The sequence below is a fragment of the Xanthomonas sp. LMC-A-07 genome, assembly GCF_030208825.1.
GTDB classification, from domain to species: Bacteria; Pseudomonadota; Gammaproteobacteria; order Xanthomonadales; family Xanthomonadaceae; genus Xanthomonas; species Xanthomonas campestris.
The window spans coordinates 497,355-523,955 of record NZ_JARVTF010000008.1 but is presented as its reverse complement, the minus strand read 5'-3'; the positions used below and the strand labels follow the sequence as shown (position 1 = coordinate 523,955).

Genomic DNA, 26,601 nt, shown 5'->3' with positions numbered 1-26,601 from the left:
ACGCGCGCGCCGCATGGCGAACCCGCTGCCGCGGTCAGTGACCGCCGCACCCACCTGTTGCGTGCGGCGCCACGGCGTAGTGCTCAGGGACGTGCCCCCCATGCCGCAGGCGTCTTCAGACAGGCCGACGTTTTCTCGTGAGCACTGTTTCCAGCGAACACTGCCCTGCGATGAAAATGGATTAGGCGCCGCCGCCGCGCCGCACAGGCTCAGGCGACTGGCCCGCGGAGCAGAACAAGACTCGGCGTCTGGTCCAGTGCCGCAAGCGTTGCTTGCGTTCGGTCAGGAGCAGATCGAGAGCGGGCCAGTGCGCTGGCGTGGGGCCAACGCGTCGAAGCGCGACAGCAGCACGCGCTGCTGCTCATCAGATGGCGCTATTGCGCAGGTCCTTCGGCAATCGAAAACACCAGCGGGTGCGACCACGCGCTTGCCGCGGCCGGGCCTCAGCGCCGCCGGCGCGGCTTGCCTTCGGCCAGCAGCAGATCGAGCAAACCGGTGCGCTGGCGCGGGGCCAATGCGTCGAAGCGCGACAGCAGCACACGCTGCTGCTCGTCCAGATGGCGGTATTGGGCAGGTTCTTCGGCGATCGAGGACACCGGCGGGCCGAACACGCGCTCGCCGCGGCCGGTGGCCAGATATTCGAACGTCATGCCGCTGCGTTTGGCCAGGCCGATCAGGTTGTCAACCGACGGCGCGGTGCCTTCGGCCATCTCCCATTGCGCCACCGCGCTGCGGGTCACGCCCAGTTCGCCGGCCAGGGCTTCCTGGGTCAGCTTGGTCAAGCTGCGGGCCTCGCGTACACGCTCGTATAGCTTGCTCACACGGACACCGGTGGCGGGAACGGGCCGGGAGATATAGCGCCAGCGACGCAATCAAATAGTTCGTATGACTTTCATATCGAAAGATGTTTGCGATACTGGCGTTCGCTGGGTGATCACGACATCACAGCGAACTCAAGGAGGAGCCGTCATGTGCAAACGTCTGTGGGGCCGGCGCGCGGCGCCGCGTCCGAAAGCTGTACCGCCGACACCCTGGCCGGCCTATTCGCCGCTGGATCCAGCGGTGGCGCGCTTTGCGGGTGCGGCCCGTTACCTGGTCTGGCGCCGCGACCAGGACTGGACCGCGGTGATCGACGGGCTGCACTGGGGGCCGGCGCTGGCGCCCCGATGGTGGGCATGTCGACATCGCCATTGGCGGCTGCTGGCCGCCGGCATGGGCGTGCTGGTCAGTGCGGGCGGGCTATGGCTCGCCGGTGCATCCGCCGGCGGCTGGTTGCTGGCCTGGGCGGCGCTGGGTCTGGTCGAGCTGGGCATGCGCGCGTCTGCGGTGCGGCAGGCCAGCCGCTGGCGGTGCGCGGCCCTGCAGCGTGCTGGCTGGCAGCCGGTGACCCAGCTGCGCGCCATCAGCGTCGAGGATGCCGTCACCACCGCGCGGATCCGCAGCGGTGAACTCCGGCCGGAGTGAGTCAGTGGCGGCGAACGCCGTCGATGCGTACCCATTCCGCGTCGTGTTCGCAGTGCAGGTGCTCGAACCAGGGCGTGTAGCGCTGCACCAGGTCCTGCTCCTGGCCCTGCATGATGCCCGACAGCGCAATGCGCCCGCCGGGCGCCACGCGCGCGGCCAGGGTCTCGGCCAGCGCGTCCAGTGCGGTGGCCAGGATATTGGCCAGCACCACCGGGTAAGTCTGCACGGGTTCGTCCTGCGGCAGGTACACCTGCATTTGCGCTTCCATCGCATTGCGCTCGGCATTTTCGGCCGTGGCCAGCAATGCCTGTGGGTCGTAATCCACGCCCACCGCGTTGGCCGCACCGAGCTTGAGCGCGGCCAGGGCCAGGATGCCGGAGCCGCAGCCGAAATCCAGCACGCTGCGGCCCTGCAACTGGCCCTCGCCGGCCAGCGCATCCAGCCAGCGCAGGCACAGCGCGGTGGTCTGGTGGGTGCCCGAACCGAAGGCCAGGCCCGGATCCAGCCGCACCACCGCCGCGTCGGGCGTGTTGGCCTCTTCGGGCAGGTCCTGGTTCCACGGCACGATGAAGGTGCGCGCGCCAAAGCGCATCGGCTTGAACTGGTCGATCCAGGCCCGTTCCCAGGCGCTGTCCTCCACGCTGCGAAACGTCGCATGGCGCGTGTCCAGGCTCGGGTCGAAGGCTTCCAGCGCGGCCAGCAGCATCAGCGGGTCGCTGTCGCCGTCGAACAGCGCGGTGAGCGCTGTCTCCTCCCACACCCGCACCTCGCCCACACCCGGCTCAAGGATGGCGCGCTCGTTGACGGTGCCGGCATGGGCATCGAGCATGGTCACGGCCAATGCGCCCACATCCTCCAGCGCGTTCTCGAAACGGGGCTGGGTGGCGCGGGTGCAGGGCAGGGTCAATTCAAGGAACGGCATCGGGACGGTCGCGGCGGTAAAACGTGCATCGTAGACGATTCGCGCGCCGCGCCCTGAGCGGCGCGTGGCAGCACGGCCCATCGCCTGTGCTGGGAAACGCGTTGTCTGCGGCTTTACGTGTTTGCTGGAGGGAAGGAGAGCGGCAGCCTTCTGCGTGTGTGGCCCGCTTCGCACCGATCATGTGGATGGAACGAATCACCGAATCCCAAATCCCAAATCCCAAATCCCAAATCCCCGATTCCCGATTCCCAATTCCCAATTCCCAATTCCCAATTCCCAATTCCCAATTCCCAATTCCCAATTCCCACAAAAGCGCTAGCGCCCGCTTCAGCGCCGACCCGCAGCAGCGCCGGTGATAGACTCCGCGCCGTCGCTGCGGGACGTTCCCGCGCCAGGCCTGTTGCCGTCCATGCCGCTCGTTCGTGCCCGCCATCTCTGGCTGTTGCTCGCTCCCGCCGCGCTTGCGGCGGCGTGGTGGCAGGCGCGTCCGCAGACAGCGGGCATCTCGCCCGCGGCCGTCGTGGAGACCGCGGCTGCGCACGTCGTACCCACAGCCGGCCAGCCGCACGCGGTGCCCGAGCGCAGCGCCGCGTTGCAGCTGGCGCGCGGCACCGCAGGCGAGCCGCCGCAGGACCTCTACCGCTACGCGCAGCAGCTGCAGCAACAAGTGCGCGCCGGTGACGCACAGGCCGGTTGGCGCCTGAGCCGGGTCTACGACTACTGCGCCCCCTATGCGGTGAGCCCGGCTGGCTACGCGGCCGATAGTGCCTGGATCGCCAGCCAACCCGCGCCCGGCGTAGCCGCCATGCACGCCGCACGCGAACGTGTGGCGCAGCGCTGCGCCGGCTTCGCGCCCAGCGATGGGCTGAGCCCGCGCGTGGTGGCGCAGCAACGTCAGGCCGCCGCGCGTGCCGGCAGCCTCGCTGCGGAAGCGGCCATGCTTGCGTTGGGCGAACCCTTGCAGACCACGCCCGGCTACAAGCGCGCGCTAGTGCAGCGCGTGCTGGCCTCGCGCGACCCGGAAGCGTATCTGGCGCTGGCGCCGGCGATGGGCGCGCGCGCCAGTGGCGATGACAGCCTGGACGGTTATGTGGCGGGCGACCAGTTCGCCGAGCTGGCCTGGCAGGTCGCCGCGTGCCGGCTGGGCCTGGATTGCAGCGCGCAAAGCACGCTGGTCACCAGTTATTGCGCCAACGCGGGCATCTGCTCGCGCGATAGCGCACAGGATTTCGTGTCGTTCGTATTCGATGCCGCGGTGCCGCGGCAGGGAGCAGACAAGGTGGATGAGATGGTCGATACACTCGTAACGCGGTCGGAGACACAGTCATGAACTACCGTCGGTTGGCGCACGGCGCCAAGTTCTGGTTCTGGGTGGCGCTGTTCGTGGCGTATTCGGCCGCAGCGGTGGGCATCGTGATGATCGACACCGCCGATCACCGCTACCAGCCGTTGTCGGTCAAGCGCATCACTGTCGGTGCCGACGCGCAGCTGCGCCAGCACGGCGCCAGCCAGGTGGCCGCGGTGTATCGCGCCAGCAGCGGCATGCCGTTCGCCTCGTTGCCGGCCGGCGCCACGTTCCAGGTGGTGTGGCCGGATGGCTCCACCGAAACCATGACCGTGGTCGACCCATCCTCGCCCAGCGGCTCGGTGCCGGTACCCGGCAGCCAGCAACCGGCAGCAAAGCGCCGTTGAGTGCCGCGGATGTGCAGTGATGCGCGATTGCGCGTGCAAGCGGCCAATGGCCGCGCGCGCGATGCGCTATACACGTCGAAGCCGGTCACGCAGTTCGGCGCGCAGGCGTGACGCGCAGGTGGTTCGCCACGCAGTACTGACGCATGGCCACGCACGCGAAGCGCTCCATGCGATGAAGCCGGTCACGCAGTTCGGCGCGCAAGCATGACGCGCAGGTCGTTCGCCACGCAGCACTGACGCATGGTCACGCACGCGATGCGCTCCATGCGATGAAGCCGGTCACGCAGTTCGGCGCGCAGGCGTAACGCGCAGATCGTTCGCCACGCAGTAGTGGCATGGCCGCGCACGCGAAGCGCTCCATGCGATGAAGCTGGTCACACGGTTCGGCGCGTAGACGTGACGCGCAAGTCGTTCGCCAGATAACACGCCGGCGTAATGCCGCGGCCCCGCAGTTTGAACACCACGCTCCCGGCGCACACGCAGACACGAAAAAGGCGGGTTTCCCCGCCTTTTTCTTGGCCAGCGCTACCGCGATCAGACCAGCGCGATGGACTTGTTCTTGCGCTCGGCCAGGCGCTTTTCCAGGTAGTGGATGTTCTGCCCACCGGCCTGGAAGCCCTTGTCGCGCATGATGCGCTGCTGCAGCGGGATGTTGGTCTTGATGCCGTCCACCACCATCTCGCTCAGCGCCACGCGCATGCGCGCGATCGCGGTCTCGCGGTCCGGGCCGTGCACGATCAGCTTACCGATCATCGAGTCGTAGTTCGGCGGCACCTTGTAGCCGGCATAGATGTGCGTATCCACGCGCACGCCCGGGCCACCCGGCGGATGGAACGCGGTGATCAGGCCCGGGTTGGGCATGAAGGTTTCCGGGTCTTCGGCGTTGATGCGGCACTCGATCGCATGGCCGCGCAGCACGATGTCGCTCTGCTTGATGCTGAGCTTGTGGCCGGCGGCGATGCGCAGCTGCTCGCACACCAGGTCGATGCCGGTGATGCGCTCAGTCACCGGGTGTTCCACCTGGATACGCGTGTTCATTTCGATGAAGTAGAACCGGCCGCCTTCGAACAGGAATTCGAAGGTGCCCGCGCCGCGGTAACCGATGCGGATGCACGCATCCACGCAGACCTTGCCGATCTCAGCGCGCAGTTCTTCGGTGATGCCCGGTGCCGGTGCTTCTTCCACCACTTTCTGGTGACGGCGCTGCATCGAACAATCGCGCTCGCCCAGATGGATGGCGTTGCCCTGGCCATCGGCAAGCACCTGGATTTCCACATGGCGTGGGTTCTCCAGGAACTTCTCCATGTAGACCTGATCGTTGCTGAAAGCGGCCTTGGCTTCGGACTTGGTGGTTTCGATCGCCGCCTTCAGCGCGGCCTCCGAATGCACCACGCGCATGCCGCGTCCACCGCCGCCGCCGGCGGCCTTGATGATCACCGGGTAGCCGATTTCGCGCGCGATCTTGGTGTTGGCCACGATCTCATCGCCCAGCGGGCCGCCCGAGCCGGGCACGCACGGCACGCCGGCGGCCTTCATCGCGCGGATCGCCTCGACCTTGTCGCCCATCAGGCGGATGGTGTCGGCCTTGGGGCCGATGAAGATAAAGCCGGATTCTTCCACCCGCTCGGCAAAATCGGCGTTTTCCGAGAGAAACCCGTAGCCGGGGTGGATGGCTTGCGCGTCGGTGACCTCGGCCGCGGCGATCAGCGCCGGGATGTTGAGGTAACTGTCGCTGGACGCGGCCGGGCCGATACACACCGACTCGTCGGCCATGGCCACGTGCTTGAGGTTACGGTCGACCGTGGAGTGCACCGCGACCGTGCGGATGCCGAGCGTGTGGCACGCGCGCAGGATGCGCAGCGCGATTTCACCTCGGTTGGCAATGACGACTTTATCTAGCATGGGATTGGGGATTCGAGATTGGGGATTCGTAGAGGGCGCCGGGCTCGCGGAGATGTCGCGACTCGTCCAGCGTGCGGATCAATGCGTTGAGCCTGGCAAACGTACGATTCAAGAGATCGAGAATTGCCGCATCGGGTGAAGCGAACTGCAGCCGCGTTGCGATCTGCAGTTGCGTGTCCAGCTCTGCCAACGAGCCGCGCGCCATCGAGAGATAACGCAGGTACTCGGCAGTGGAGCGCCGTGCAGCTCCTTCGGCGATATTGGAAGGAACGCTGATCGCCGCGCGCCGCATCTGCACCGTCAGTCCAAAGCGTTCGGAATCGGGAAAGTCGTGGCTCAGGCGGTAGATCGCTTCGACAAGCGACATCGCATCGCGCCATACCGTCAGGCGCTCGTGCGGCCGCTCTTGCGAATCCCGAATCACGACTCTCCAATCTCCGCTGCTCAGCCAATCACAAACAGCGGCTGATCGAACTCCACCGGCTGGCCGGTGTCGCTGAGGACGGCGACGATGGTGCCGGAGATGTCGGCTTCGATCGGGTTGAACATCTTCATCGCTTCGATGATCGCTAGCGTCTCGCCGGCCTTGACCTGCTGGCCCACGGTGACGAAGGCCGGCTTGTCGGGCGAGGGCGAGGTGTAGAACGTGCCGACCATCGGCGCGCGCAGCACGTGGCCTTCCGGCAAGGCGGCGCCCTGCTTGGCGCCACCGGTGGAGGCTTCAGTGGGCGACTGCATCGGCATGGTGGCCGCCGGTGCGGGCGCGGCGGGGGCCGGCGCGTACTGCTGCATCGGGGCGCTCATCACCTGGGTGCCCTTAGGCACGCGGGCCAGACGCACGCTTTCTTCGCCTTCCTTGATCTCGATTTCGGCGAGATTGGATTCTTCGAGCAGGTCGATCAGTTTCTTGATTTTGCGGAGATCCATAAGGGCCTCTTGAGGTGAATCGGTGGAGAGTGCCGGCGGGTGCCGGCGGAATGGGGTGGGGTGTGGCGCGAAGTGCGCGTCAGCTGTCGCGCTCCAGGCGCGCGATCACCGCTTCCAGCGCCAGCCGGTAGCTGTCGGCGCCGAAGCCGCAGATCACGCCGGCGGCCTTGTCGCTCAGATAGCTGTGGTGCCGGAACGGCTCACGGGTGTGCGGGTTGGACAGATGGATTTCCACGAACGGCAGGCCAACACCCAGCAGCGCATCGCGCAGCGACACCGAGGTGTGGGTGAAGGCGGCCGGGTTGATCAGGATGAAGGCGGTGCCGTCTTCGCGCGCGGCGTGGATGCGCTCCACCAGCACGTGCTCGGCATTGGACTGCAGGCAGTCCAGCGTGTGCCCGGCCGCCTGCGCACGGTCCACCAGCGCCGCATCGATCTGCGCCAGCGTGGTGCGCCCATAGACCTCCGGCTCGCGGGTGCCGAGCAGGTTGAGGTTGGGGCCGTGCAACAGCAGCAGGTGGGCCATGACATCCGGAAGAGCGGAAAGGCCGGAAGTCTGCGCGATGCAGGCGATGCTGTCCAGATGGGCGAAGTTATCGATGTTTTAAACAATCGTTTGATTCTTGCGCCGCCCCCGCGCCAAGCGTGGATTGGCGGGCTGTGCCGCGCATGAAGCGCTGGTGCATAGCGTGCTGGAGCGGGCGCGTTGCAGTTCGCTACGCGCATGTGGCCTCAGGCGCTGCACCGAGACCGCACCTGGAGTATCCAGTCTTCCGTGTCGGCGAACCGTGCGAATGCGCGCAGATTGCCACCGATGGCAGCAGCGCACGTGTGGGGTGCTCGGGTGCGTTGTCGACCGAATTGGCGCCACAGACCGCATTGGCAGCTCTTGGCAGCCCGGGCGCTGAAGCGATGACCTCCAAACACGCGCAGTGCGAGCGCGCTGGGGCAGCGTTTCGCGACCCGATGGCAGCACGCGTCAGGGCGGGAGAAGCAAACCCGTTGCGACCAGCGTGCGCCACAGAGTGCGGCTGCCACTTATGGATGGCCCAGGCGCACGAAGCGATGGCCCTCCAGGGTGCGCCCCGTGCGAGCGCGTTGGTTGCAGTGCGTTTGGCTTGAAGCCTGAGCGCGCTGCGCGCAGCAGCGCATTGCTCAGCGCGCAAATTACTGCGCAGTGGCAGCAATGCAGGTGCCGAGTTTTCAAGCGCGTGGCCGACCGCAGTGGCCTGGCAGACCGCGCCGTAATTTAGCGGCCGCCCACACGCAATGACGCGATGACACTCAGCCGGTCACCGGGAAACGTGCCACGCCGCGCGCCGCAGCAGTCAGGACTGCTTGGCCGAGGCCTCAGCGCGCTGCGCGCAGCAACGCGTCTTCGGTGATGGCTCCGGTGAGCACGGTGGGCAGCACCGCTGGCGGGGCGCCGGGGCCGTAGACCACGTACAGCGGCACGCCAACCGCCTGGTGCTGGTCGAGGAAGGCGCTGATCTTCGGGTCGACGTTGGTCCAGTCGCCCTTCATGTAGACCGCATCCACGCGGCGCAGCGCGTCGCGGAAGTCGGCACTGCTCAGCACGTTCTTTTCGTTGGCCTTGCAGGTCACGCACCAGTCGGCGGTCATGTTGACGAACACCACGCGGTTGTCCGCGCGCAGGCGGTCCAGCAACTCGGGGGTGTAGGTGACGCTGCCTTCGGCGGCGGTGGCGCGCGGCAGGCTGAGGCGGGTGACCGCCACCACCGGCACGATCGCCAGCACCAGCATCGCCGCGGCCAGGCCCATACCCAGGCGATGGCTGTTCCAGCGGCTGCGCTCGAACCACCACAGGCCCAGCGCCAACAAGGTGGCGCCGACAAGCATCAGCGCCAGCGCATCCACGCCACGCTGCTTGCCCAGCACCCACAGCAGCCAGATCGCGGTGAGGTACATCGGGAAGGCCAGCACCTGCTTGAGCGTCTCCATCCAGGCGCCGGGCGTGGGCAGCCGCCGCGCCAGCGAGGGGATGAAGCCGATCAGCAGGAACGGCAGCGCCAGGCCCAGGCCCAGGGTCAGGAACACCAGCATCGCCAGCGGGGCAGGCGCGGTGAACGCATACGCCAGCGCAGTGCCCATGAACGGTGCAATGCACGGGCTGGCGACCACGCAGGCCAGCACGCCGGTGAAGAAGTCGCCCAGCGGCCCGTTGCGCGCGGCCAGTGATTGGCCAATGCCGCCCAGGTTGCTGCCCAGCGTGAACACGCCCGACAGGCTCAGGCCCACCGCGAACATCAGGTAGGCCAGCGCGGCCACGAACCACGGCTGCTGCAGCTGGAAGCCCCAGCCGGCAGCCTGGCCGGCAGCGCGCAGGCCGATCACCAGCCCGCCGATCGCAGCGAAGGACACCAGCACGCCCAGCGAATACCAGATGGCGTGGCTGCGCGCGTGGTTGCGGCTCTCGCCGCTGTGGGCCAGGCCCAGGACCTTCAGCGACAGGATCGGCAGCACGCAGGGCATCAGGTTCAACACCAGCCCGCCGGCCAGCGCCAGCAGCAGGATGGCAAGCAGGTTGCGCTCCAGGTGCGGTGGGCGGCTGCGCTCCGGGTTGCCGGCCGTCGCATCGGGGCCAGGTGCGGCATCCGCAGGCGGCGCTGGCGCGGCGCGCTCGGCGGCCACTTCACCGGCCGACAGCGGCGAGATCAGCAGCGGGGTGGCAGTGGCCTGGTTGTGCGGCGACACCGTGCCGGCCGGCAGGTCCAGGCGCACGCGCCGGGTCATCGGCGGGTAGCAGATGCCATCGGACTGGCAGCCCTGGAAGGTGGCCACCAGCGTCACGCGGGCCGGATCGGGGCGGTCGCGCAGCAGCGGCAGGGTGACTTCGGCCTGGTCGAAATACACCACCACATCGCCGAAGTGCTCGTCGCGGTGGGTGCGGCCCTGCGGCCACCGCGGCAGGCCGGTGCGGATGTCGCTGGTGCCTTCCAGCGACAGCGAGGTGCGGTCGCGGTAGAGGTAGTAGCCGGGGGCCGGGGTGAAACGCAGCAGCAGGCTGTTGCCGTCGCCGACGATCGCCTCGAAGTTGAAGGCCTGGTCGGCCGGCAGCGGCAGGGCGTCCACGCCAGCGGTCTGGCCGGGCGCGCCGAACAACCGTGCACCACTGGGGCCGCGCGGCACCAGGGCGCCCAGGCTTTCGCGCGGCGGAGCGGCGGTTGGCGCGTCGGGCAGGTCCACGCGCAGTTCGCGGCGTTGCGGCGGGTAGCACACGCCGGCATCGGCGCAGCCCTGGTATTGCACCTGCAGGATCGCGCTGCGCTGACCGGGCGCGGCCTTGCCGGCCAGGCTGGCCTGCAGCGCAGTGCGGTAGGTCTGCACCTGGCCGAAGAATTCGTCGTGCTTGCTCTCGCCTTCAGGCAGATCCAGCGCGCCGGCAGTGAAGCCCTGGCCGGATTTGACGCTGATGCGATGCCGGTACAGGTAGTAACCCGGGGCGATCTTCCAGGTCAGCGCGATGCGGTCACGCCCGTCGGCCTTGGCGCTCAGTGCGAAGGCCTGGTCCACCGGCAGCAGGTCTGCCTCGGTAACCGCCTGCGCCGCTGGCGCGGTCAGCAGCAGCGGCAAGGCGACGAACAGGGGCGCGACCAGTACGGCGCAGCGGGCGATCCAGCGGGACAGGGACTTCATGAACGTCAGGATTCCTTGCGGGTTTCGGCACGCACCCAGTCCAGGTAGGCCGGCAGGCCGGCGCTGGCCTGCACGGCAATGGCTTCGGGCACGTCGTAGGGATGCAGCGCCTGCAGCCGCGCGATGGCGTCAGGCAGGCGGTCTTCCCAGGTCTTGATCAGCAACTGCACTTCGTGGGATTGCTCGATGGCCCCGTTCCAGTGGTACAGCGAACGTGCGCCGGGCAGTTGGGTGACGCAGGCGGCCAGCCGTTCCTCCAGCAGTGCCCGCGCGATGCGATCGGCGCTTTGGGCATCCGGGCAGGTGCTGAACAACAAATGGAGGGAGGAGGCGCTCATCAGACACGGCAGTGTAATCCCCCAATTGCGGGGGATCGACCGCGCCTTCCGGCACGGCGCCGCCGCTTCGTGCGCGATCGGGGGCTTGATTCAGCATGGGGACGCCCGGGCGTTGGCAGGTTGGTAGTGGAGCGGGGCGATGTGGGTCCGGGTGCACGCGACCTGGGTCCTGGCTGGGCAACCGGGGATCGATGCTTCATCGGACGCCAGGGCATTGTCGGCCCGACGGTCAGTGCGGCGATGCCGGCTAGGGGCGCAACTCAGGCGGCGCATACATTCGGTCATCTGCCGAAGCAGGGCGTTGCGCTGCTGGCGAGGCCTGCCTTCGTGGTCAGACCGTCGAGGGAGATTGCGTTTGGATGGGTGCGTGTTTTGGTGTGCCGAAGACCAGGCCGCCGCCGCTGTGCTCAACAAACGATGACAAGGCGGGCTGCGTCGCCCAGCAAAAACACCACTGCACTTCGAACCGGCGACGTAACCCAAACCGGCGCCACGCCAGGCACGCCGCCGCCGATGTTCCAGTGATGCGCGCCCGGCGGAACCCTGGCCGCCGGGCGCACATCGCACCGGCCCGACGCATCGTGCGCCGGGCCGGGGTGGATCAGTTGGCCAGCTGGCAGCTGGCCGGCTTGGCCGAGGAGAACAGGCTGGAGGTGGCCCATTCCGGGTGATCCACAAACGGGTTGCGGTTGCCCTGGAAGCTGAAAACCACCTGGTTGCGAGCGCGTTCGGCGTCGTCCGGCGGGTCGGCCTGGTGCCAGGCCAGCAGCGTGGACAGCAGGCCCATGTAGGCCGGCGAGGCCGAGGTCTGCACGATCCGGCTGCGATCGTCGGTGAGCTCCAGGTCCGGCTCGGACTGCCCGGTGGCCGCGTCAGTGCCGCCTTCATAGCGGATCGCCATGTACATCACCGCGCGCGCCATGTCGCCCTTGCGCCGGCCCCACACCTCGAAGGTGCCGCCGTTGCCGTCGGGGGTGCGCACCCAGTTGGAATTGCCCGGGTAACGCCCGCTGCCACCGCCGCTGCCGTCGTTGACCTCGGTCACCCGCTCGCCGCAGCTGCTGGTGCAGGCGGCATAGGGCTTGTTGCCGCGGTCGGCATTGAAGGTGGTGTCGGTCAGATACAGCATGTGGGTATCGGTGTAGGGCGCGTACGGCAGGCCGCGGTCGCCGGTGGCGCTGCCGAAGCCCAGCGAGTTGGGCCAGGTGTGCTCGCGGTTGTAGGTGAGCCCGCTGCCGGTGCCGGCCCGGTCACTGACCTTGGCGTAGCTGCGGTTGCGGTAAGCGTCCAGGATCCGCCCGCTGTTGTTGGGGTCCTCGTCGGCCATCTCCAGGATGGTCCAGGTGCTGGTGCCGGTGCCGCTGTACGGGTAGACCGTGTGGCCGCGGATGGTGGCGTTGAGCGAGCAGCGCAGCTGGCTGGGGCTGGTGGTGTTCACCCGCGAGTAGTAGCCGGTGCCGCCGCCGCTGGCCGTGGCCACGGTGAAGGCGATCGACTGATTGCCGGCCGGGCTCAGCCCGCTGGCGTCGCGGATGGCGCTGGCGGTGATGGCCAGGGTGCAGCGTTCGCCGCCGACCAGGGCGGTATTGGTGGACAGGGTGAAGCGGGTGCCAGTCGTCGGGTAGCTCAGCGCCACCGTGCCGGAGCTGGCGCAGCTCAGCGCGAACGCGCCGCTGCTCAACGTGACCGCCTCGCTGAAGCCCACGGTCAGGTCGCCCGCCGCCGGGAAACCGGTGGCGCCCTGGGTGGGCGTGGTGCTGGTGATGGTGGGTGCGCCGGTGGTGCCGCCACCGCCACTGCCGTTGAAGGTCTGGCCGCGGTTGCAGGCGCCGAAGGTCTGCGCCGACGAACCGGCCCAGCTGAAGTTGGCCGCGCTGCTGCCGGTGCCAGTCAATTGCAGCGAGCTGCCCACCGCGCTGCTGTTGCTCTCGCTCACCGGCAGGTTCTGGCTGGTGACGCCGGCGGCCGGGCCACCGCTGCCGGTGATGGCGCCTTCGTAGCTGAGGAACTGCACCAGTTGCCCGCTCGGGTCCACCAGTGCCACGCCGTCGTTGGGGCCGTTCTGCACGCCGTTGCTGGCGTAGCTGACCGTGGCGATGCGCACCTGGCTGCCGCAGCTGACCACGCTGCCGGCCGGTACCGCCGTGTTGGCGTAGCTCACCGCCGCGCTGGGCGCGCTGCCGTTGTAGAGATAGATGCGGTAGCCGCTCAGCGACTCGCCGGCGGTGGCCACCACTTCCACGCCTTCGCCGCTGTCGCCGGAGGCGCCCGCGTCGTCGTAGTGCAGTTCGTTGATGAACACCGCCGCGTGCGCGGAGGGAACGGCCAGCGCCACGGCGCAGGCCAGGGGGAGCGCGCAGCGCAGGGACACAACTCGGGACGGCAACCTCATCGACAGCTCCTTGTGATCGGGGAATGCGGTCCCGACTGTAGAACCAACGCATGACAATCGTTGGTACCTGGTTCCATTTCGTCACCGCGCATGGGTGCGCCAGCGAAAAAATTTTGCGCCTGGCCCTTGAAAGCCGCGCGCCCAGCACAATCTCTGGCCCGCACCCGCTTTGTCGGGTTTTTTCCGCGCGCTGTGCTGGCAGTCGTCACATACGAGTGCTAACATCGCCGATAATTTCCAGACCAATCAATCACTTAAGAGGGTCTTTCTCTATGAGCATCAAGCCGCTTCACGACCGCGTTGTAGTCAAGCCGATCGAAGCCGACGAAGTTTCCGCCGGCGGCATCGTGATCCCGGACTCCGCCAAGGAAAAGTCCACCAAGGGTGAAGTCGTCGCCATCGGCGCCGGCAAGCCCCTGGACAACGGCAGCCTGCGCGCGCCGGTGGTCAAGGTTGGCGACAAGGTCATCTACGGCCAGTACGCCGGCAGCAGCTACAAGTCCGAAGGCGTCGAGTACAAGGTGCTGCGCGAAGACGACATCCTGGCGGTCATCGGCTGATCAGGCGCTATGCGCCGGGAATCGGGAGTAGGGAATCGGGAATCGGTAGAGCAGCCAACGCCCTCGCCATCCCACCCAGCCCCGATATCCGCCTTTGATTGACCGATTCCCCATTCCCCATTCCCAATTTCCGGAGTTTCAACTAATGGCTGCTAAAGACATTCGTTTCGGTGAAGATGCGCGTACCCGTATGGTGCGTGGCGTCAACGTTCTCGCCAATGCCGTGAAGGCAACCCTGGGCCCGAAGGGCCGCAACGTCGTGCTCGAGAAGAGCTTCGGCGCGCCGACCATCACCAAGGACGGCGTCTCCGTCGCCAAGGAAATCGAACTGGCTGACAAGTTCGAGAACATGGGCGCGCAGATGGTCAAGGAAGTTGCTTCCAAGACCAACGACAACGCTGGCGACGGCACCACCACCGCCACCGTGCTGGCCCAGGCCCTGATCCGCGAAGGCGCCAAGGCTGTGGCCGCCGGCATGAACCCGATGGATCTGAAGCGCGGTATCGACCAGGCCGTCAAGGCCGCCGTCATCGAGCTGAAGAACATCTCCAAGCCCACCACCGACGACAAGGCGATTGCCCAGGTCGGCACCATCTCGGCCAACTCGGACGAGTCGATCGGCAACATCATTGCCGAAGCGATGCAGAAGGTCGGCAAGGAAGGCGTGATCACCGTTGAAGAAGGCTCGGGCCTGGAAAACGAGCTGGACGTGGTCGAGGGCATGCAGTTCGATCGTGGCTACCTCTCCCCGTACTTCATCAACAACCAGCAGAGCCAGTCGGCCGATCTGGACGACCCGTTCATCCTGCTGCACGACAAGAAGATCTCCAACGTGCGTGACCTGCTGCCCGTGCTGGAAGGCGTGGCCAAGGCCGGCAAGCCGTTGCTGATCGTCGCTGAAGAAGTCGAAGGCGAAGCCCTGGCGACGCTGGTGGTCAACACCATCCGCGGCATCGTCAAGGTCGTGGCCGTCAAGGCACCGGGCTTCGGCGACCGTCGCAAGGCGATGCTGGAAGACATGGCCGTGCTGACCGGCGGCACCGTGATCTCCGAGGAAGTGGGCCTGGCCCTGGAAAAGGCCACGATCAAGGATCTCGGCCGTGCGAAGAAGGTGCAGGTCTCCAAGGAGAACACCACCATCATCGACGGCGCCGGCGATTCGGCCACGATCGAAGCCCGCGTTGGCCAGATCAAGACCCAGATCGAAGACACCTCGTCCGATTACGACCGTGAGAAGCTGCAGGAACGCGTGGCCAAGCTGGCCGGCGGCGTTGCAGTGATCAAGGTCGGCGCGTCGACCGAAATCGAAATGAAGGAAAAGAAGGCACGCGTCGAAGACGCCCTGCACGCCACCCGTGCAGCCGTTGAAGAAGGCGTTGTCCCGGGCGGCGGTGTGGCCCTGGTGCGTGCGCTGGTGGCCGTCGGCAACCTGACCGGTGCCAACGAAGACCAGACCCACGGCATCCAGATCGCCCTGCGCGCCATGGAAGCCCCGCTGCGCGAAATCGTGGCCAACGCCGGCGAAGAGCCGTCCGTGATCTTGAACAAGGTCAAGGAAGGCACCGGCAACTACGGCTACAACGCAGCCAACGGCGAGTTCGGCGACATGGTCGAGTTCGGCATCCTGGACCCGACCAAGGTCACCCGTTCGGCGCTGCAGAACGCAGCCTCGATCGCCGGCCTGATGATCACCACCGAAGCCATGGTGGCCGATGCCCCGAAGAAGGACGAGCCGGCGATGCCGGCCGGCGGTGGCATGGGCGGCATGGGCGGCATGGATTTCTGATCCACGCCGGCGCAAGCCGACACGTACTACCGCAGTCAGAAGGAGCCCCGCAGCGATGCGGGGCTTTTTTTGCCTGCCGTCCCGCGCGCCGGTCATGCCGGTTGCATGACGATGCGCTATAAGCTGCGCACGCATCGTCGGGCGCGGGAGCCATGGCCAGCCGGGACTGTCACATTGATCAGCATCAGCTCGACCAGCACCGGCCGCTGTTGCATCGCTATCTGCTGCGACGGACCGGCGACTGGTCGTTGGCCGAGGACCTGGTGCAGGAGACCTTCCTGCGCCTGGTGGTCTACGCGCGCGATCACGTGGTCACCGACATGGCGTCGCTGGCGCGCTCCATCGCGCTCAACCTGTTGAACGATCATCTGCGGCGGCGTCAACGCCAGCGCACCGAGCCGATCAGCGATGAGGTTCCCAGCCCGGCCGTGGGCGTGGAGGAAGCCGCGATGCAGCGGCAGCGGGTGGAAGCGTTCGCGCGCGCGCTGCAGGGCATGCCGCCGCTGCGCCGCGAGGTGTTCGTGCGCAGCCGGTTGCGCGGCCAGAGCTATGCCGACATCGCCGCTGCGCTGGGAATGAGCGAAGGTGCGGTGGAAAAACACGTCAGTCGCGGGCTGCGCTGGCTGCAGGAGACGGTGGCGCGCAGCGATGCCGCACCACCGCCAGCCGGCGCGCGCTGTGCAGCGGTACGCGACCCGGACCAGCGCTCTGAGGACGACGGCGCATGAGCGGGGAGCCAACGTGTCTGCCGGACGATGCCGCCGGGTGGGTTGCGCGCAAGCTCGCAGGCGATGGCGCCGATCCGCCGGGGCTGCAGCGCTGGCTGGCGGCCGATGCGGCGCATCGTGCCGAATTCGACGCGCTGTGGGCGCTGGCCCACGACGCGGCGCTGCTGGAGGCATTGGCTGGCGTGGAGATGCAGACCGGCATGCCAGGCACGGTGCCGACAGCCGGTACGCCCATCGCGCTGGCCGCGCCGACTGCCGCGCACTCGCGACGGCATCGGCCGCGCTGGCGGGCCGTGGCGCTGGTCGCCAGCCTGGCGCTGCTGGTCGTGCTGGCATGGCCCTGGTTGCAGCCGGTCCCGGCGCCGCTGGTGGTGGCCACCGCCCCGGGACAGATCCGCGTGCTGACCCTGGACGACGGCAGCGTGCTGACCCTCAACGGCGCCAGCCGCGTGCGTGTGCAGTTACAGGCGCACCGGCGTGAGGTCGCGCTGGAGGCGGGCGAGGTGTTCTTCGACGTCGCCCACGACCCACGCCGCCCGTTCGAGATCAGCATGGGGCAGGCGCGGGTGAGGGTGCTGGGTACGGTGTTCAACCTGGCACGCGATGGCGCGCGCAGCGAGTTGTCGGTGTATTCGGGCCGGGTAGAAATCGCCAGCGATCGCGCACGCCAGGTGCTGGCGGCCGGCATGCGCACCGAGGCCGTCAACGGCGGTCTGGTCGCGCTGCAGCGCTTCGACCCGGCCTCCGGCGACTGGCGCAATGGCTGGCTGCAGACCTCCGGCATTGCGCTGGCGCAGCTGGTGGAACGGCTCAACCGGCGCTCGCTGCAGCCGATCGTGCTTGCCGATCCAGCGCTCGGCGCGCTGCAGGTTTCGGGTCGGTTTCGGCTGGACCAGCCGGAGCGCACCCTGGCGCATCTGGCGCAGGTGCATGCCTTGCAGATCCGTCACAGCGGCAATCGCATCACACTCAGCCGCAGCGGCGGCACGCGGGGCTAGGGCGGATTCCACGTTCAAGGACCCCCACGCGCCCGTTGCCGCGCATCGCGTGGCGTCGTGCTCCCGCAGCGGTACCGACGCAGGCGCGGCATCGGCCATAGGACGGTGGTGACCCTGACGGGCATGGCGCTGGCGCGTCTTCGCTGTCGAAGGGTGCCAACCACCTGAAGGCGCGCAACGCTCCTCTGCCCCGCGGAGGGGACGGGCGATGCGTCATCGCACCAACGCCACCCATGGCATCGCATTGCGCTCTGCACGCCTGCGCCGCGCGCCTCACCGGACCTGCATGCTGGTCAGCGCGGCATGCGTCACAAAAAATTCATGAAAACCGCTGTCGGAACCGTCGCCGTGCACCGTCTTTATGGGTGCCACGCCACGTTGGCAACCCGACAAACGCCGCCTTATGCCACCTCGAACCGTGTTCCCTTGCTCTTCGCGCCTGCCTCAGGCCAGCCTGCTGGCGATCGCGCTGGCCGCCGCCACCATGGCCGCGTCGCTCGCTGCGCAGCCTGCGTCGCCTGCGGCATCGTCTGCTGCACTGCCGCCCGGCGACCTGGCCCAGACCCTGGCTGCGTTCTCGCGCGCCACCGGCCTGCAGGTGATCGCCGACCCGGCCTTGCTGCGCGGCAAACGCAGTTTGGGCGGCAGTGTCGCCGGCGACGCACGTCAGGCGCTGACGCAGCTGTTGCGCGATACCGAGCTGTCCTTCCGCCTCGACGGCGACACGGTCATCGTGCAGGGTGCCGATACGCAAGCCGGCGCCACCGCGCCCTCGGCGCCTGCAACCGCCGGCGCAGCAGCGATCGATCTGGACCAGATCGTGGTCACCGGCACCGCCACCCAGCAGCCGAAATTTCTCGCGCCATATGCGATCTCCACCATCAGCGCCGAGGCGATCGCACGGCAGGCGCCGCGCAGCATGGTCGACATGCTGCGTTCGGTCCCCGGCGTCACCGTGGAAAACTCCGGTGGCGAGGCCGGTGGCGAGAACGTGGTGATCCGCGGCCTGCCCTGGTCGGGCTTTCGCCTGCTCGACGTGCTCGAAGACGGCCTGCCGCTGTTCGAATCCAACTACGAACGCCAGCTGCAGATCGACGAGGTGTATCGCCTGGATCTGGGCACCACCGGCGCGGAGATCGTGCGTGGCGGCACCGCGCCGATCTACAGCAACAACGCCTCCGGCGGCGTGCTCAATTTCATCACCAACCACGGCACCGACACCGCGCAGGGCGCGCTCAAGCTGACCGCCGGATCCAATGCGCTAGGTCGCATGGACGGCAGCGTGTCCGGGCCGGTCAAGGGCAACGAGGACCTGCTGTACGCGGTCAGCGGGTTCTACCGGCAAAGCGACGGATTGCGTGATCCGGGCTTCGGCAACGGCAACCAGGGCGGTCAGATCAAGCTCGGTGGCACCTATAAATTCGACTACGGCAAGCTGTTCGCGGATTTCAAATACCTCAACGACCGCGGCGTGTTCTACAGCGCCATCCCGCTGACCGACCCGCGCAACGGTGCGTCGCTCGGCGATCTGATCGATCCCGGCACCGGCACCCTCAATAGCGCCAGCTTCCGCAACGTGCGGATCCGCACTCTCGACGGCGATGGCGGCAGCCGCGTGGAAACGCGCGACCTGGCCGATGGCGTGCACCCGATCACGCGCACCCTCACCGTGGGCGGCGACACCGAATTCGCCAACGGCTGGCGGCTCAGCGACAAGGCGCGCTACGTCAGTGGCGATGTGCGATTCAATGCGCTGTTCAATGGTGCGCCCACCGATGCGGCAGGCCTTCTGAGCAGCCGCCTTGATGCCGCGCGCGCCGCGTTTGCGGGAACGACAGCGCTGCGCTACGCCCTGGCCGGCACCAACACCGCGTTCGATCCTGCCGCCACCGCAGGTCTTGCCATGATCAACACCTGGTCGAGCACACGCACGCAGTACCGCGACTTCTTCAACGACCTGCGCCTGGGGCGGCTGTTCGATACCGGCGACGGCGGCAGCCACGAGGTGTCGATGGGCGTGAGTGTCAGCAGTTTCGGCATGCGCCAGCAGCAGCTCGGCAATGCCCTGTTGACCAACGTCAAGGACAACCCCGATGCCCTGGACATCCAGGCGCTGGACGCGGCTGGCCAGGTGCTCGGCACGCTCACCGAAAACGGCTTTACCGCCTACGGCAGCGGCGATCTGATCGGCGATAGCCACGGCACTGCCACCGCGCTGTACGCAGCCGATACCTGGAAGCTCAACGAGGCCTGGCAGGTGGACGCCGGCCTGCGCCGGGTGTGGCGCCGCGAGCAAGGCAATCGCGGCGTGATCGGCACGCAGACCCTGGCCAGCAGCGGGCCGCTGGCCGCACGCAGCATCAGCGGCCTGGTCGGCAGCGTGCCGTATGCAAAAAACCAGGCCGGCACCTCCTGGACCGTGGGCAGCTCGTATGCGTTTTCCGAGCCGGTCAACGCCTTCGTGCGCTATACGGAAACCTTCAGTTTCCCGCGTCTGAGCGAGCAGTGGGGCAATGTGGTCGGCGGCGCGGGCGGGCGGCTGCCCGACGGACGTGCTACGCCGGTGACGCCGATCCGCCAGGCCGAGATCGGCATCAAGTACGCCTCGCGGCCGCTGGATCTGGTGTTGATCGGCTTCTACAGCGATTTCAAGGATCTCAATTCCAGCACCTTTGTCGCCGATGGCGCCGGCATCCTGCGCAACGTGCCGTTGCTGATCGATACGCGCACCAGGGGCCTGGAACTGGAAGGCACCTGGCGGCCGACCGCGTCGCTGCAGATCACCGGTTCGCTCACTGCGCAGGACCCGCGCATCAGCGGCGCCGACACCTTCACCGGCCTGTCCGGTAACAGCCTGGTCGACAACGAGATTCCGCGCGTGCCCAAGCTCACCTGGTCGCTGCAACCCAGCTATCGTTTCCAGCTGGGCCAGGTCGACACGCGCCTGTACGCGACGTGGTTCGGAATCGGCCGACGCTTTCAGGATTTCACCAATGCCAGCGTGCTGCCCAGCTATCGCACGCTCGATGTCGGCGTGCACATGCAACTGGATTCCAACGTCAGCCTGCAGGTGCTCGGCAGCAATCTGACCGATTCGCACGGTTTAACCGAAGGCAATGCGCGTGCGCCTGGCGTGTCCGGCGATCTGGTCCGTGCCGACGCCACGGTGGGGCGGCCGCTGTTCGGTCGCAATGTCGTGGCCTCGCTGCAGTGGGAGTGGTAACCGGCTGCGAGCGCATACGGGGGTACTGCCGACGCGGCGCACGGCCGTGCGTCGGTGTCGGTTCCTCGCCTTCCAAGGAAACACCGCAATGCATTCTCTGCACTTGAACCGCCGCCGATTTCTCGGCGGTGTTGGCGCGGCCCTGACGGTCTGTATGCTGCCGCAAGGCGGGCGCGCTCAGGACGGCGCTGCACAGTTGGACAGCGTGCGCGAGCCGCTGAGCGCCTGGCAACCGGGAATGCTGGATATCCACCATATCGGCACCGGGCGCGGTAATGCGACGTTGCTGGTGTGCCCGGACGGCACCTCGATGATGATCGATGCCGGCGCCATCGACGGGCTGGACAAATATCTGATCGACCCGCTCCCCAATGCGTCGCGGCGACCTGGCGAGTGGGTCGGGCGCTACGTCAGGCGGCATCTGGCGCAGGCCAACCGGCACGAGATTGACGACTTCGTGCTGACCCATTTCCATCGCGACCATATGGGCGAACGCCAGCCGGACACGCCAATGGCGAGCAACGGCAAGTACGCGATGACCGGCCTGATCGATGTGGCGCAGCTGGTACCGATTCGCCGGTATCTGGATCGCGGCTATCCCGATTACGATTTTCCCGCACCGTTGCACGACCCCAATCAACTGAATTACCGCGCCTTCATCCAGGCCGAACTGGCGCGTGGTGCGCGGGTGGAGCGTTTCCGTGCAGGCGTGGCCGACCAGCTGCGTCTGCGCCGCACACCGGCGGCGTATCCGCAATTTTCCGTGCGCAACCTGGTGGTCAATGGGGAGCTGTGGACCGGCCAGGGCGAGCAGACCCGCAGCGTGTTCCCACCCGGCGCGGTGCCGACCGAAAACGAGTGCTCGTTGGCGCTGCGCATGGACTATGGCGCGTTCAAGTACTACAGCGGCGGCGATCTTTCCAACAACACCAACTATGGCGACGATCCCTGGCGCGACGTGGAAACGCCGGTGGCGCAGATCGCCGGTCCGGTGGATGTGGCGGTGGTCAATCACCACGCGTATGCCGATGCCATGGGTCCGGCCTGCGTGCGTGCGCTGCGCCCGCGTGCCTTCGTGATCCTGACCAACGATTCGGCGCATCCCTCGGTCACGCCACTGGAAAACATGCTCAGCCAGCGGCTGTATCCCGGGCCGCGCGACATCTACGCCACCGCGATGAAGCCGGAGAACATCGTCGCCAACAAGCGCGTGCGCGAGATGACCAGCAGCAACGGACACGTCGTGGTGCGGGTGGCGCCGGGCGGCGCGGAGTACCGCATCGTGGTGCTGGACAACAGCGACGAATCAGACCGCGTGCTGGCTGTGCACGGCCCGTATCGCAGCGGTGCGCGCGGATCTGTCACGGAGGGCGCGCAGGCGGGATAGGCCCCTGGCAGCGCGGATCGTCCACTGCGGTTATCGTGCGGGTCGCCAGCCATCCCAGGAGCAAGCCCATGCGCCGTTTGACCGCTCAGGATTTCCACCCCGATCTGCTCGCGCTGTACGACGGCTATGTGCACGGCAAGCTCAGTCGGCGCGACTTTCTCGACCGCGCCGCTGCATTCGCGGTGGCCGGGTTGAGTGCGACCGCGATCTTGGAATCGCTAAGCCCCAACTACGCGCTGGCGACCCAGGTGGAATTCACCGACCCGGATATCGTGGCCGAGTACATCCGGTATCCCTCGCCCAATGGGCATGGCGAGGTACGCGGCTACCTGGTGCGCCCGGCCAAGGTGACCACACCGGTGCCGGGTGTGGTGGTGGCGCACGAGAACCGCGGCCTGAATCCCTATATCGAAGATGTGGCGCGGCGGGTGGCCAAGGCCGGCTTCATCGCATTGGCGCCCGATGGTTTGAGTTCGGTTGGCGGTTATCCCGGCAACGACGAAAAGGGCCGCGCGCTGCAGCAGCAGGTCGAGCCCACCAAGCTGATGAATGACTTCTTCGCTGCGGTGGAATTTCTGATGCGACCCGACAACAGCACCGGCAAGGTCGGCATCACCGGCTTCTGTTACGGCGGCGGCGTGGCCAATGCCGCCGCGGTGGCGTATCCCGAGCTTGCGGCCGCCGTGCCGTTCTACGGCCGCCAACCGGCCGCCGAGGAGGTCGCACGCATCCGTGCGCCCTTGCTGCTCCATTACGCGGCGCAGGACGAACGCGTCAACGCAGGCTGGCCAGCCTACGAGGCCGCGCTCAAGGCGCAGCAGAAGGTCTACGAGGCCCATGTCTACCCCAGCACCAATCACGGCTTCCACAACGATTCCACCCCGCGTTACGACAAGGCCGCCGCCACGCTGGCGTGGGACCGCACGATCGCGTGGTTCCGCAGGTATTTGGTTTAGGGAGCGAGCGGGGAGAGGCGTGCATGTCAGTCATGCCGTGCACGCGCCACGATCGTGGCGTCCGGTAATGCACCTTTCGCCGGTCGGCCGCACATAGCCCACGCAGAAGCCATGCCTCGGTAGGAGCGCGCTTGCGCGCGAAGAAGCGTTACCGGTAACACCCCATCGCGCCCAAGGGCGCTCCTACGAAGCGCGCGGCGTTGTAATTAGCCAATGACGTTCTGCCTGCATCGAGGGAAGGTGGCACGCCGCGCCGATGAGGTTGCGTGAGAAGCCACGCCTACTGCACATCGCTCAGCGCCCGCAGCAACAGCTACTTGATGGCAAAAACGCTCGCCCTATAAGCGCCCACGATCATCTCGTTGGGCAACGCCCTTTGCGTTCGTCCGCACATAGCCCACGCAGAAGCCATGAACTGGTAGGAGCGCGCTTGCGTGCGAGGAAGCTCTACCGGTAACACCCCATCGCGCCCAAGGGCGCTCCTACCCCGTGCGACGCTTTCAAGTGGGACGTGGATAGCGGGAGCCGCGCAATCCAATCGCGGCCCCAACCGTGTACAGCCGCCCGAAATACCGCAGAGCGCGAAGCCGATCACACTTGCATGACAGGGTGTTGACACCGATGTCATCGCCGCCCTAGCGTCGCTGGGCAGGCGCTTGCGCCGAGCGGTCGGGGGGCCATCGGACAGGGGGCGGCGATGCGGTGCATCGCTCGCAGGCGTCATTGCAGCAGCACGCCACGCCGGCCTTGTCCGGCTTTCTCCCGGGGATCTTATGAACTGCCGCAGTCATCGTCTTGCCTTGTCGATTTCCCTCTCGCTCGTGCTGGGCGCCGCCGTGCAACCGGCCAGCGCTCAGCAAACCGACGCGGACAGCCCGCGTGCCACCTCCACCCTGGACGCAGTCAGCGTCACCGGCTCGCGCATCAAGCGGGCCCAGGTGGAAGGTGCGCAGCCGGTGGTCACCATTTCTGCGCAACAGATCCAGCAGGAAGGCTTCGCCACCGTCTACGACGTGCTCAACAGCATGAACCAGCAAGGCTCGGTGGAAGCCGACACGCAGTGGGGCTCGCACACGCCCAATGCCTCGCCGATCAATCTGCGCGACCTCGGCCCGGGGCGCACGCTGCTGCTGGTCAACGGCCGCCGCGTGGCCGATTACCCGCTGCCCTACGGCGGCGAAAGCAACTTCTCCAACTACAGCAATATTCCCTCCGCCGCGGTGGAGCGCATCGAGATCCTCACCGGCGGCGCGTCGGCAATTTACGGCTCCGATGCCGTGGCCGGTGTGGTCAACGTGATCCTCAAGCGCGACTACCAGGGCGACCAGGTGCGCCTGCGCGGCGGCACCGCCACCGAGGGCGGTCGCGACAGTTTCGATGTGTCCTGGGCCGGTGGCCGCACCGGCGAGAACTGGAGCCTGACCTACGCGCTGCAGGCGACCCGGCGCGACCCACTGAGTGGGCGCGACCGCGCACAGATGGACGATTCGGACGACATGTCCTATTCCAACTGGACCGGGCAAAACCGCCTGTACGGGTTCAACCCGTTCACCGGCCTGAGCCTGGTCGATGCCAACACCAACGAACGTCTGGCGCCGCCAGCGGGCACCTGCGCGCGCTTCGGTGGCGAATTCGTCGATGCCTCGCGGCTGAGCTACAACCAGAACACCGGCGCGCTCACCAACGCCGGCGATTATTGCGGCATGGCGCGCGATTACGCGGACTGGGGCTTGGTCACCGGCAGCGAAGATTATTCGGCGTATCTCTACGGCACCTGGCGCTTCGGCGAGCACACAGAAGCCTGGGCCACGTTCTCGGCCAACCGCAGCATCGGCCGCTGGACCTACGACCCGCCGTACGCGTATCTGGGCCCGTTCCAGGATGCCGACACCGGCCGCTCGTTGTATGCGATCCGCCAGATGACGCGCCGCGAGGCCGGTGGCTGGGACCGCCTGGCCAACTACAACAAGGAACAATCCTGGGACCTCAGCGCTGGCCTGCGCGGCGTGTGGGCCGACCGTTTCGATTGGGAACTGAGCGTGGGCCGCTCGCGCTACACCGTGGACGAATACGTGCGCACCGTGGACACCGCGCGCGCTACCGACTATTTCCTCGGCAGCCCGTTGGGCACCGCCGCCGATGGCAGCTCCATCTATGCCGTCAACACCGCGCGCTGGTATGCGCCGCTGTCTTCGGAGCAATACGATTCATTGGTGGTGAAGTCGCACAACTCGGCCTATTCGTGGGTGAATCAGGCCGCTTTCAGTCTCAGCGGCGATCTGTTCCAGGGCTGGGCCGGGCCGATCCGCTTTGCCACCGTGGCCGAAGTGGCCAAGCAGGGCTACCAACTGTCGCCTGACCCGTGCGCCAACGCGTGTTACCCGGTGGACGTTGTCGACAGCGGCGGCGGCGAACGCCTGCGCAGTTCGGCCGGGCTGGAATTGCAGATCCCGCTGTTGTCCACGCTGAGCGCCAACATCGCCGGCCGATACGACCGCTACGGCAATTACCGCTCCTCGGCGGTGCAGACCGAAGTCGGCACGCAAAGCGACACCACCTGGAGCGCCGGCCTGGAGTGGCGGCCCATCGATAGCCTGCTGTTTCGCAGCACGCTGGCCACCAGCTTCCGCGCACCGGACATGCATTACGTGCTCGGCGAACCCAGCTCCACCAACCAGACGGTGATCGACCAATACCGCTGCATTTCCTCCGGCGCGTATCTCACCGGCAGCTGCAACGACGAGAACAGCAATATCTACTACACCGTGGATTTAAACCGCCGCGGCACGCCGGATCTACGCTCGGAAACCGGGCGCTCGTTCACCGGCGGCGTGGTGTGGGATATCGCGCAAGGCCTGTCGTTGAGCGTGGATTACTACCGCATCCAACTGGAGGAAATGATCAAGGATCTGGATCGCGACGAGATCCTGTCGGCTGAAGCCGGCTGCCGCACCGGCACCACCGTCAGCGGCGGCGCCTGGAACAATCCAGGCGGGGCAGGCTATTGCGACACCATCACCTCGCGCGTGCTGCGCAATGCCGACGGCACCATCGCCAGCATCGAGCGCGGCCCGATCAATCTGGCGCAGATGGAAACCTCCGGCATCGATGCGTCGTTGAAATATCGCCTGAGCACCGCCGGCTGGGGCAACTTCCAGTTGTCGCTGGACTACAACACCCTGATCGCCTACCGCGAGCAGATCTATCGCACCGACAGCGACGAAAACCGCCGCGACGAACGCGTGCGTAGCCGCGTGCGTGGCAGCGTGCATTGGGACAACGGCGGCGCCTGGGACTGGACGGTGTACTTCCGCCGGCTCGGTTCGATGCGTGCAGTCAACTGGGGCACCTGCGCACGCTTCGACGATGGCTACCAGCCCAGCGCCGCCGACGAATGCCTGGTAACCGATACCGCCAACGTGCATCTGGGTGAAACCAGCAAGCGCTACTTCGGCCGCGTGGGCCCGGCGATCTACTGGAACCTGAGCACCGGCTACAAGATCACCGACCACGCCAAGGTCAACTTCTATGTCAACAACGTGTTCAACGAAGTGGGGTACGAGAACAAGGAGCGCTTCTACGGCTACGGGTTCTACAACACCACGCTGTTCAACCCGATCGGCCGCGAAGTGGCGGCGGAGTATGTGTTTACGTTCTGAGTTGCGGTGA

The 26,601-nt window shown here is 67.0% G+C and carries 20 protein-coding genes; 11 read left to right on the top strand and 9 right to left on the bottom strand.

The features are described from left to right. Nucleotides 1-443 precede the first annotated feature (443 nt). Nucleotides 444-821 carry a helix-turn-helix transcriptional regulator gene (locus QRM89_RS09655; RefSeq protein WP_011035759.1) on the bottom strand — a complete coding sequence of 126 codons (378 nt, stop codon included), beginning with the start codon at nucleotides 819-821 and terminating at the stop codon, nucleotides 444-446. A 148-nt stretch (nucleotides 822-969) separates the two neighbouring features. Here QRM89_RS09655 and QRM89_RS09650 point away from each other — a divergent pair, with 148 nt between their 5' ends. Next, nucleotides 970-1,464, top strand: a complete 495-nt coding sequence (locus QRM89_RS09650) for a hypothetical protein (RefSeq protein ID WP_285447899.1) — start codon at nucleotides 970-972, stop codon at nucleotides 1,462-1,464. A 1-nt stretch (nucleotide 1,465) separates the two neighbouring features. Here the strand turns inward: QRM89_RS09650 and prmA are convergent, their stop codons facing one another. Continuing rightward, entirely contained in the window at nucleotides 1,466-2,386 is a 921-nt protein-coding gene (prmA, locus tag QRM89_RS09645; RefSeq protein WP_285447898.1) for a 50S ribosomal protein L11 methyltransferase, read from the bottom strand. A 409-nt stretch (nucleotides 2,387-2,795) separates the two neighbouring features. Between prmA and QRM89_RS09640 the strand changes: the two genes are divergently transcribed. Beyond that, nucleotides 2,796-3,716 (top strand): hypothetical protein, encoded by a 921-nt coding sequence (locus QRM89_RS09640; RefSeq protein WP_115007220.1) that lies wholly within the window; start codon nucleotides 2,796-2,798, stop codon nucleotides 3,714-3,716. After that, on the top strand, nucleotides 3,713-4,078 hold the full coding sequence (locus QRM89_RS09635) for a hypothetical protein (RefSeq protein ID WP_228440502.1): 366 nt from the start codon (nucleotides 3,713-3,715) through the stop codon (nucleotides 4,076-4,078). Before QRM89_RS09640 ends, QRM89_RS09635 begins: the two co-directional genes overlap by 4 nt. Nucleotides 4,079-4,612: 534 nt before the next feature. Here the strand turns inward: QRM89_RS09635 and accC are convergent. The 7 genes from accC to QRM89_RS09600 form a co-directional block, all read right to left on the bottom strand. Continuing rightward, nucleotides 4,613-5,980 carry an acetyl-CoA carboxylase biotin carboxylase subunit gene (gene accC, locus QRM89_RS09630; RefSeq protein WP_014509173.1) on the bottom strand — a complete coding sequence of 456 codons (1,368 nt, stop codon included), beginning with the start codon at nucleotides 5,978-5,980 and terminating at the stop codon, nucleotides 4,613-4,615. Further along, nucleotides 5,970-6,404, bottom strand: coding sequence for a four helix bundle protein (locus tag QRM89_RS09625; RefSeq protein WP_223646827.1), 435 nt, complete (start codon nucleotides 6,402-6,404; stop codon nucleotides 5,970-5,972). The genes accC and QRM89_RS09625 overlap by 11 nt, the downstream gene beginning before the upstream one ends. A 20-nt stretch (nucleotides 6,405-6,424) precedes the next feature. Then, nucleotides 6,425-6,907 (bottom strand): acetyl-CoA carboxylase biotin carboxyl carrier protein, encoded by a 483-nt coding sequence (accB, locus tag QRM89_RS09620; RefSeq protein WP_011035766.1) that lies wholly within the window; start codon nucleotides 6,905-6,907, stop codon nucleotides 6,425-6,427. A 79-nt stretch (nucleotides 6,908-6,986) separates the two neighbouring features. After that, nucleotides 6,987-7,433, bottom strand: a complete 447-nt coding sequence (aroQ, locus tag QRM89_RS09615; protein WP_011035767.1) for a type II 3-dehydroquinate dehydratase — start codon at nucleotides 7,431-7,433, stop codon at nucleotides 6,987-6,989. A gap of 824 nt (nucleotides 7,434-8,257) precedes the next feature. After that, on the bottom strand, nucleotides 8,258-10,564 hold the full coding sequence (locus QRM89_RS09610; protein WP_285447897.1) for a protein-disulfide reductase DsbD: 2,307 nt from the start codon (nucleotides 10,562-10,564) through the stop codon (nucleotides 8,258-8,260). 5 nt (nucleotides 10,565-10,569) lie between these two features. Continuing rightward, complete coding sequence (cutA, locus tag QRM89_RS09605) at nucleotides 10,570-10,902, bottom strand: divalent-cation tolerance protein CutA (protein WP_285447896.1); 333 nt, start codon at nucleotides 10,900-10,902, stop codon at nucleotides 10,570-10,572. Between the two features lie 601 nt (nucleotides 10,903-11,503). After that, nucleotides 11,504-13,294, bottom strand: coding sequence for an endonuclease (locus QRM89_RS09600; RefSeq protein WP_285447895.1), 1,791 nt, complete (start codon nucleotides 13,292-13,294; stop codon nucleotides 11,504-11,506). A gap of 272 nt (nucleotides 13,295-13,566) precedes the next feature. Here QRM89_RS09600 and QRM89_RS09595 point away from each other — a divergent pair, with 272 nt between their 5' ends. The 8 genes from QRM89_RS09595 to QRM89_RS09560 all read left to right on the top strand — a co-directional run bounded on the left by QRM89_RS09595 (nucleotide 13,567) and on the right by QRM89_RS09560 (nucleotide 26,591). Next, nucleotides 13,567-13,854 (top strand): co-chaperone GroES, encoded by a 288-nt coding sequence (locus QRM89_RS09595; protein WP_003483210.1) that lies wholly within the window; start codon nucleotides 13,567-13,569, stop codon nucleotides 13,852-13,854. A gap of 145 nt (nucleotides 13,855-13,999) precedes the next feature. Continuing rightward, nucleotides 14,000-15,640: a chaperonin GroEL gene (gene groL, locus QRM89_RS09590; protein ID WP_011035771.1), complete on the top strand. Its 1,641-nt coding sequence runs from the start codon at nucleotides 14,000-14,002 to the stop codon at nucleotides 15,638-15,640. Nucleotides 15,641-15,792: 152 nt separating this feature from the next. Further along, a complete protein-coding gene (locus QRM89_RS09585) occupies nucleotides 15,793-16,368 on the top strand; it encodes an RNA polymerase sigma factor (protein WP_046963487.1) in 576 nt (191 codons plus the stop codon). Then, entirely contained in the window at nucleotides 16,365-17,366 is a 1,002-nt protein-coding gene (locus QRM89_RS09580; RefSeq protein WP_103701493.1) for a FecR domain-containing protein, read from the top strand. Before QRM89_RS09585 ends, QRM89_RS09580 begins: the two co-directional genes overlap by 4 nt. Nucleotides 17,367-17,769: 403 nt before the next feature. Next, nucleotides 17,770-20,589 (top strand): TonB-dependent receptor, encoded by a 2,820-nt coding sequence (locus tag QRM89_RS09575; RefSeq protein WP_285447894.1) that lies wholly within the window; start codon nucleotides 17,770-17,772, stop codon nucleotides 20,587-20,589. Between the two features lie 88 nt (nucleotides 20,590-20,677). Next, nucleotides 20,678-21,976: a hypothetical protein gene (locus tag QRM89_RS09570; protein WP_285447893.1), complete on the top strand. Its 1,299-nt coding sequence runs from the start codon at nucleotides 20,678-20,680 to the stop codon at nucleotides 21,974-21,976. A gap of 68 nt (nucleotides 21,977-22,044) precedes the next feature. Further along, nucleotides 22,045-22,932, top strand: coding sequence for a YghX family hydrolase (yghX, locus tag QRM89_RS09565; protein ID WP_285447892.1), 888 nt, complete (start codon nucleotides 22,045-22,047; stop codon nucleotides 22,930-22,932). A gap of 773 nt (nucleotides 22,933-23,705) precedes the next feature. Next, nucleotides 23,706-26,591, top strand: coding sequence for a TonB-dependent receptor (locus tag QRM89_RS09560; protein WP_285447891.1), 2,886 nt, complete (start codon nucleotides 23,706-23,708; stop codon nucleotides 26,589-26,591). Nucleotides 26,592-26,601: the final 10 nt, after the last annotated feature.

What these genes read in the sequence shown, in the direction of transcription:
- QRM89_RS09650 (WP_285447899.1), top strand. Translation starts at nt 970, where the DNA reads ATGTGCAAACGTCTGTGGGGCCGGCGCGCGGCGCCGCGTCCGAAAGCT.
- prmA (WP_285447898.1), bottom strand. Translation starts at nt 2,386, where the DNA reads ATGCCGTTCCTTGAATTGACCCTGCCCTGCACCCGCGCCACCCAGCCC.
- QRM89_RS09640 (WP_115007220.1), top strand. Translation starts at nt 2,796, where the DNA reads ATGCCGCTCGTTCGTGCCCGCCATCTCTGGCTGTTGCTCGCTCCCGCC.
- QRM89_RS09635 (WP_228440502.1), top strand. Translation starts at nt 3,713, where the DNA reads ATGAACTACCGTCGGTTGGCGCACGGCGCCAAGTTCTGGTTCTGGGTG.
- accC (WP_014509173.1), bottom strand. Translation starts at nt 5,980, where the DNA reads ATGCTAGATAAAGTCGTCATTGCCAACCGAGGTGAAATCGCGCTGCGC.
- accB (WP_011035766.1), bottom strand. Translation starts at nt 6,907, where the DNA reads ATGGATCTCCGCAAAATCAAGAAACTGATCGACCTGCTCGAAGAATCC.
- aroQ (WP_011035767.1), bottom strand. Translation starts at nt 7,433, where the DNA reads ATGGCCCACCTGCTGCTGTTGCACGGCCCCAACCTCAACCTGCTCGGC.
- QRM89_RS09610 (WP_285447897.1), bottom strand. Translation starts at nt 10,564, where the DNA reads ATGAAGTCCCTGTCCCGCTGGATCGCCCGCTGCGCCGTACTGGTCGCG.
- cutA (WP_285447896.1), bottom strand. Translation starts at nt 10,902, where the DNA reads ATGAGCGCCTCCTCCCTCCATTTGTTGTTCAGCACCTGCCCGGATGCC.
- QRM89_RS09600 (WP_285447895.1), bottom strand. Translation starts at nt 13,294, where the DNA reads ATGAGGTTGCCGTCCCGAGTTGTGTCCCTGCGCTGCGCGCTCCCCCTG.
- QRM89_RS09595 (WP_003483210.1), top strand. Translation starts at nt 13,567, where the DNA reads ATGAGCATCAAGCCGCTTCACGACCGCGTTGTAGTCAAGCCGATCGAA.
- groL (WP_011035771.1), top strand. Translation starts at nt 14,000, where the DNA reads ATGGCTGCTAAAGACATTCGTTTCGGTGAAGATGCGCGTACCCGTATG.
- QRM89_RS09585 (WP_046963487.1), top strand. Translation starts at nt 15,793, where the DNA reads ATGGCCAGCCGGGACTGTCACATTGATCAGCATCAGCTCGACCAGCAC.
- QRM89_RS09580 (WP_103701493.1), top strand. Translation starts at nt 16,365, where the DNA reads ATGAGCGGGGAGCCAACGTGTCTGCCGGACGATGCCGCCGGGTGGGTT.
- QRM89_RS09575 (WP_285447894.1), top strand. Translation starts at nt 17,770, where the DNA reads ATGCCACCTCGAACCGTGTTCCCTTGCTCTTCGCGCCTGCCTCAGGCC.
- QRM89_RS09570 (WP_285447893.1), top strand. Translation starts at nt 20,678, where the DNA reads ATGCATTCTCTGCACTTGAACCGCCGCCGATTTCTCGGCGGTGTTGGC.
- yghX (WP_285447892.1), top strand. Translation starts at nt 22,045, where the DNA reads ATGCGCCGTTTGACCGCTCAGGATTTCCACCCCGATCTGCTCGCGCTG.
- QRM89_RS09560 (WP_285447891.1), top strand. Translation starts at nt 23,706, where the DNA reads ATGAACTGCCGCAGTCATCGTCTTGCCTTGTCGATTTCCCTCTCGCTC.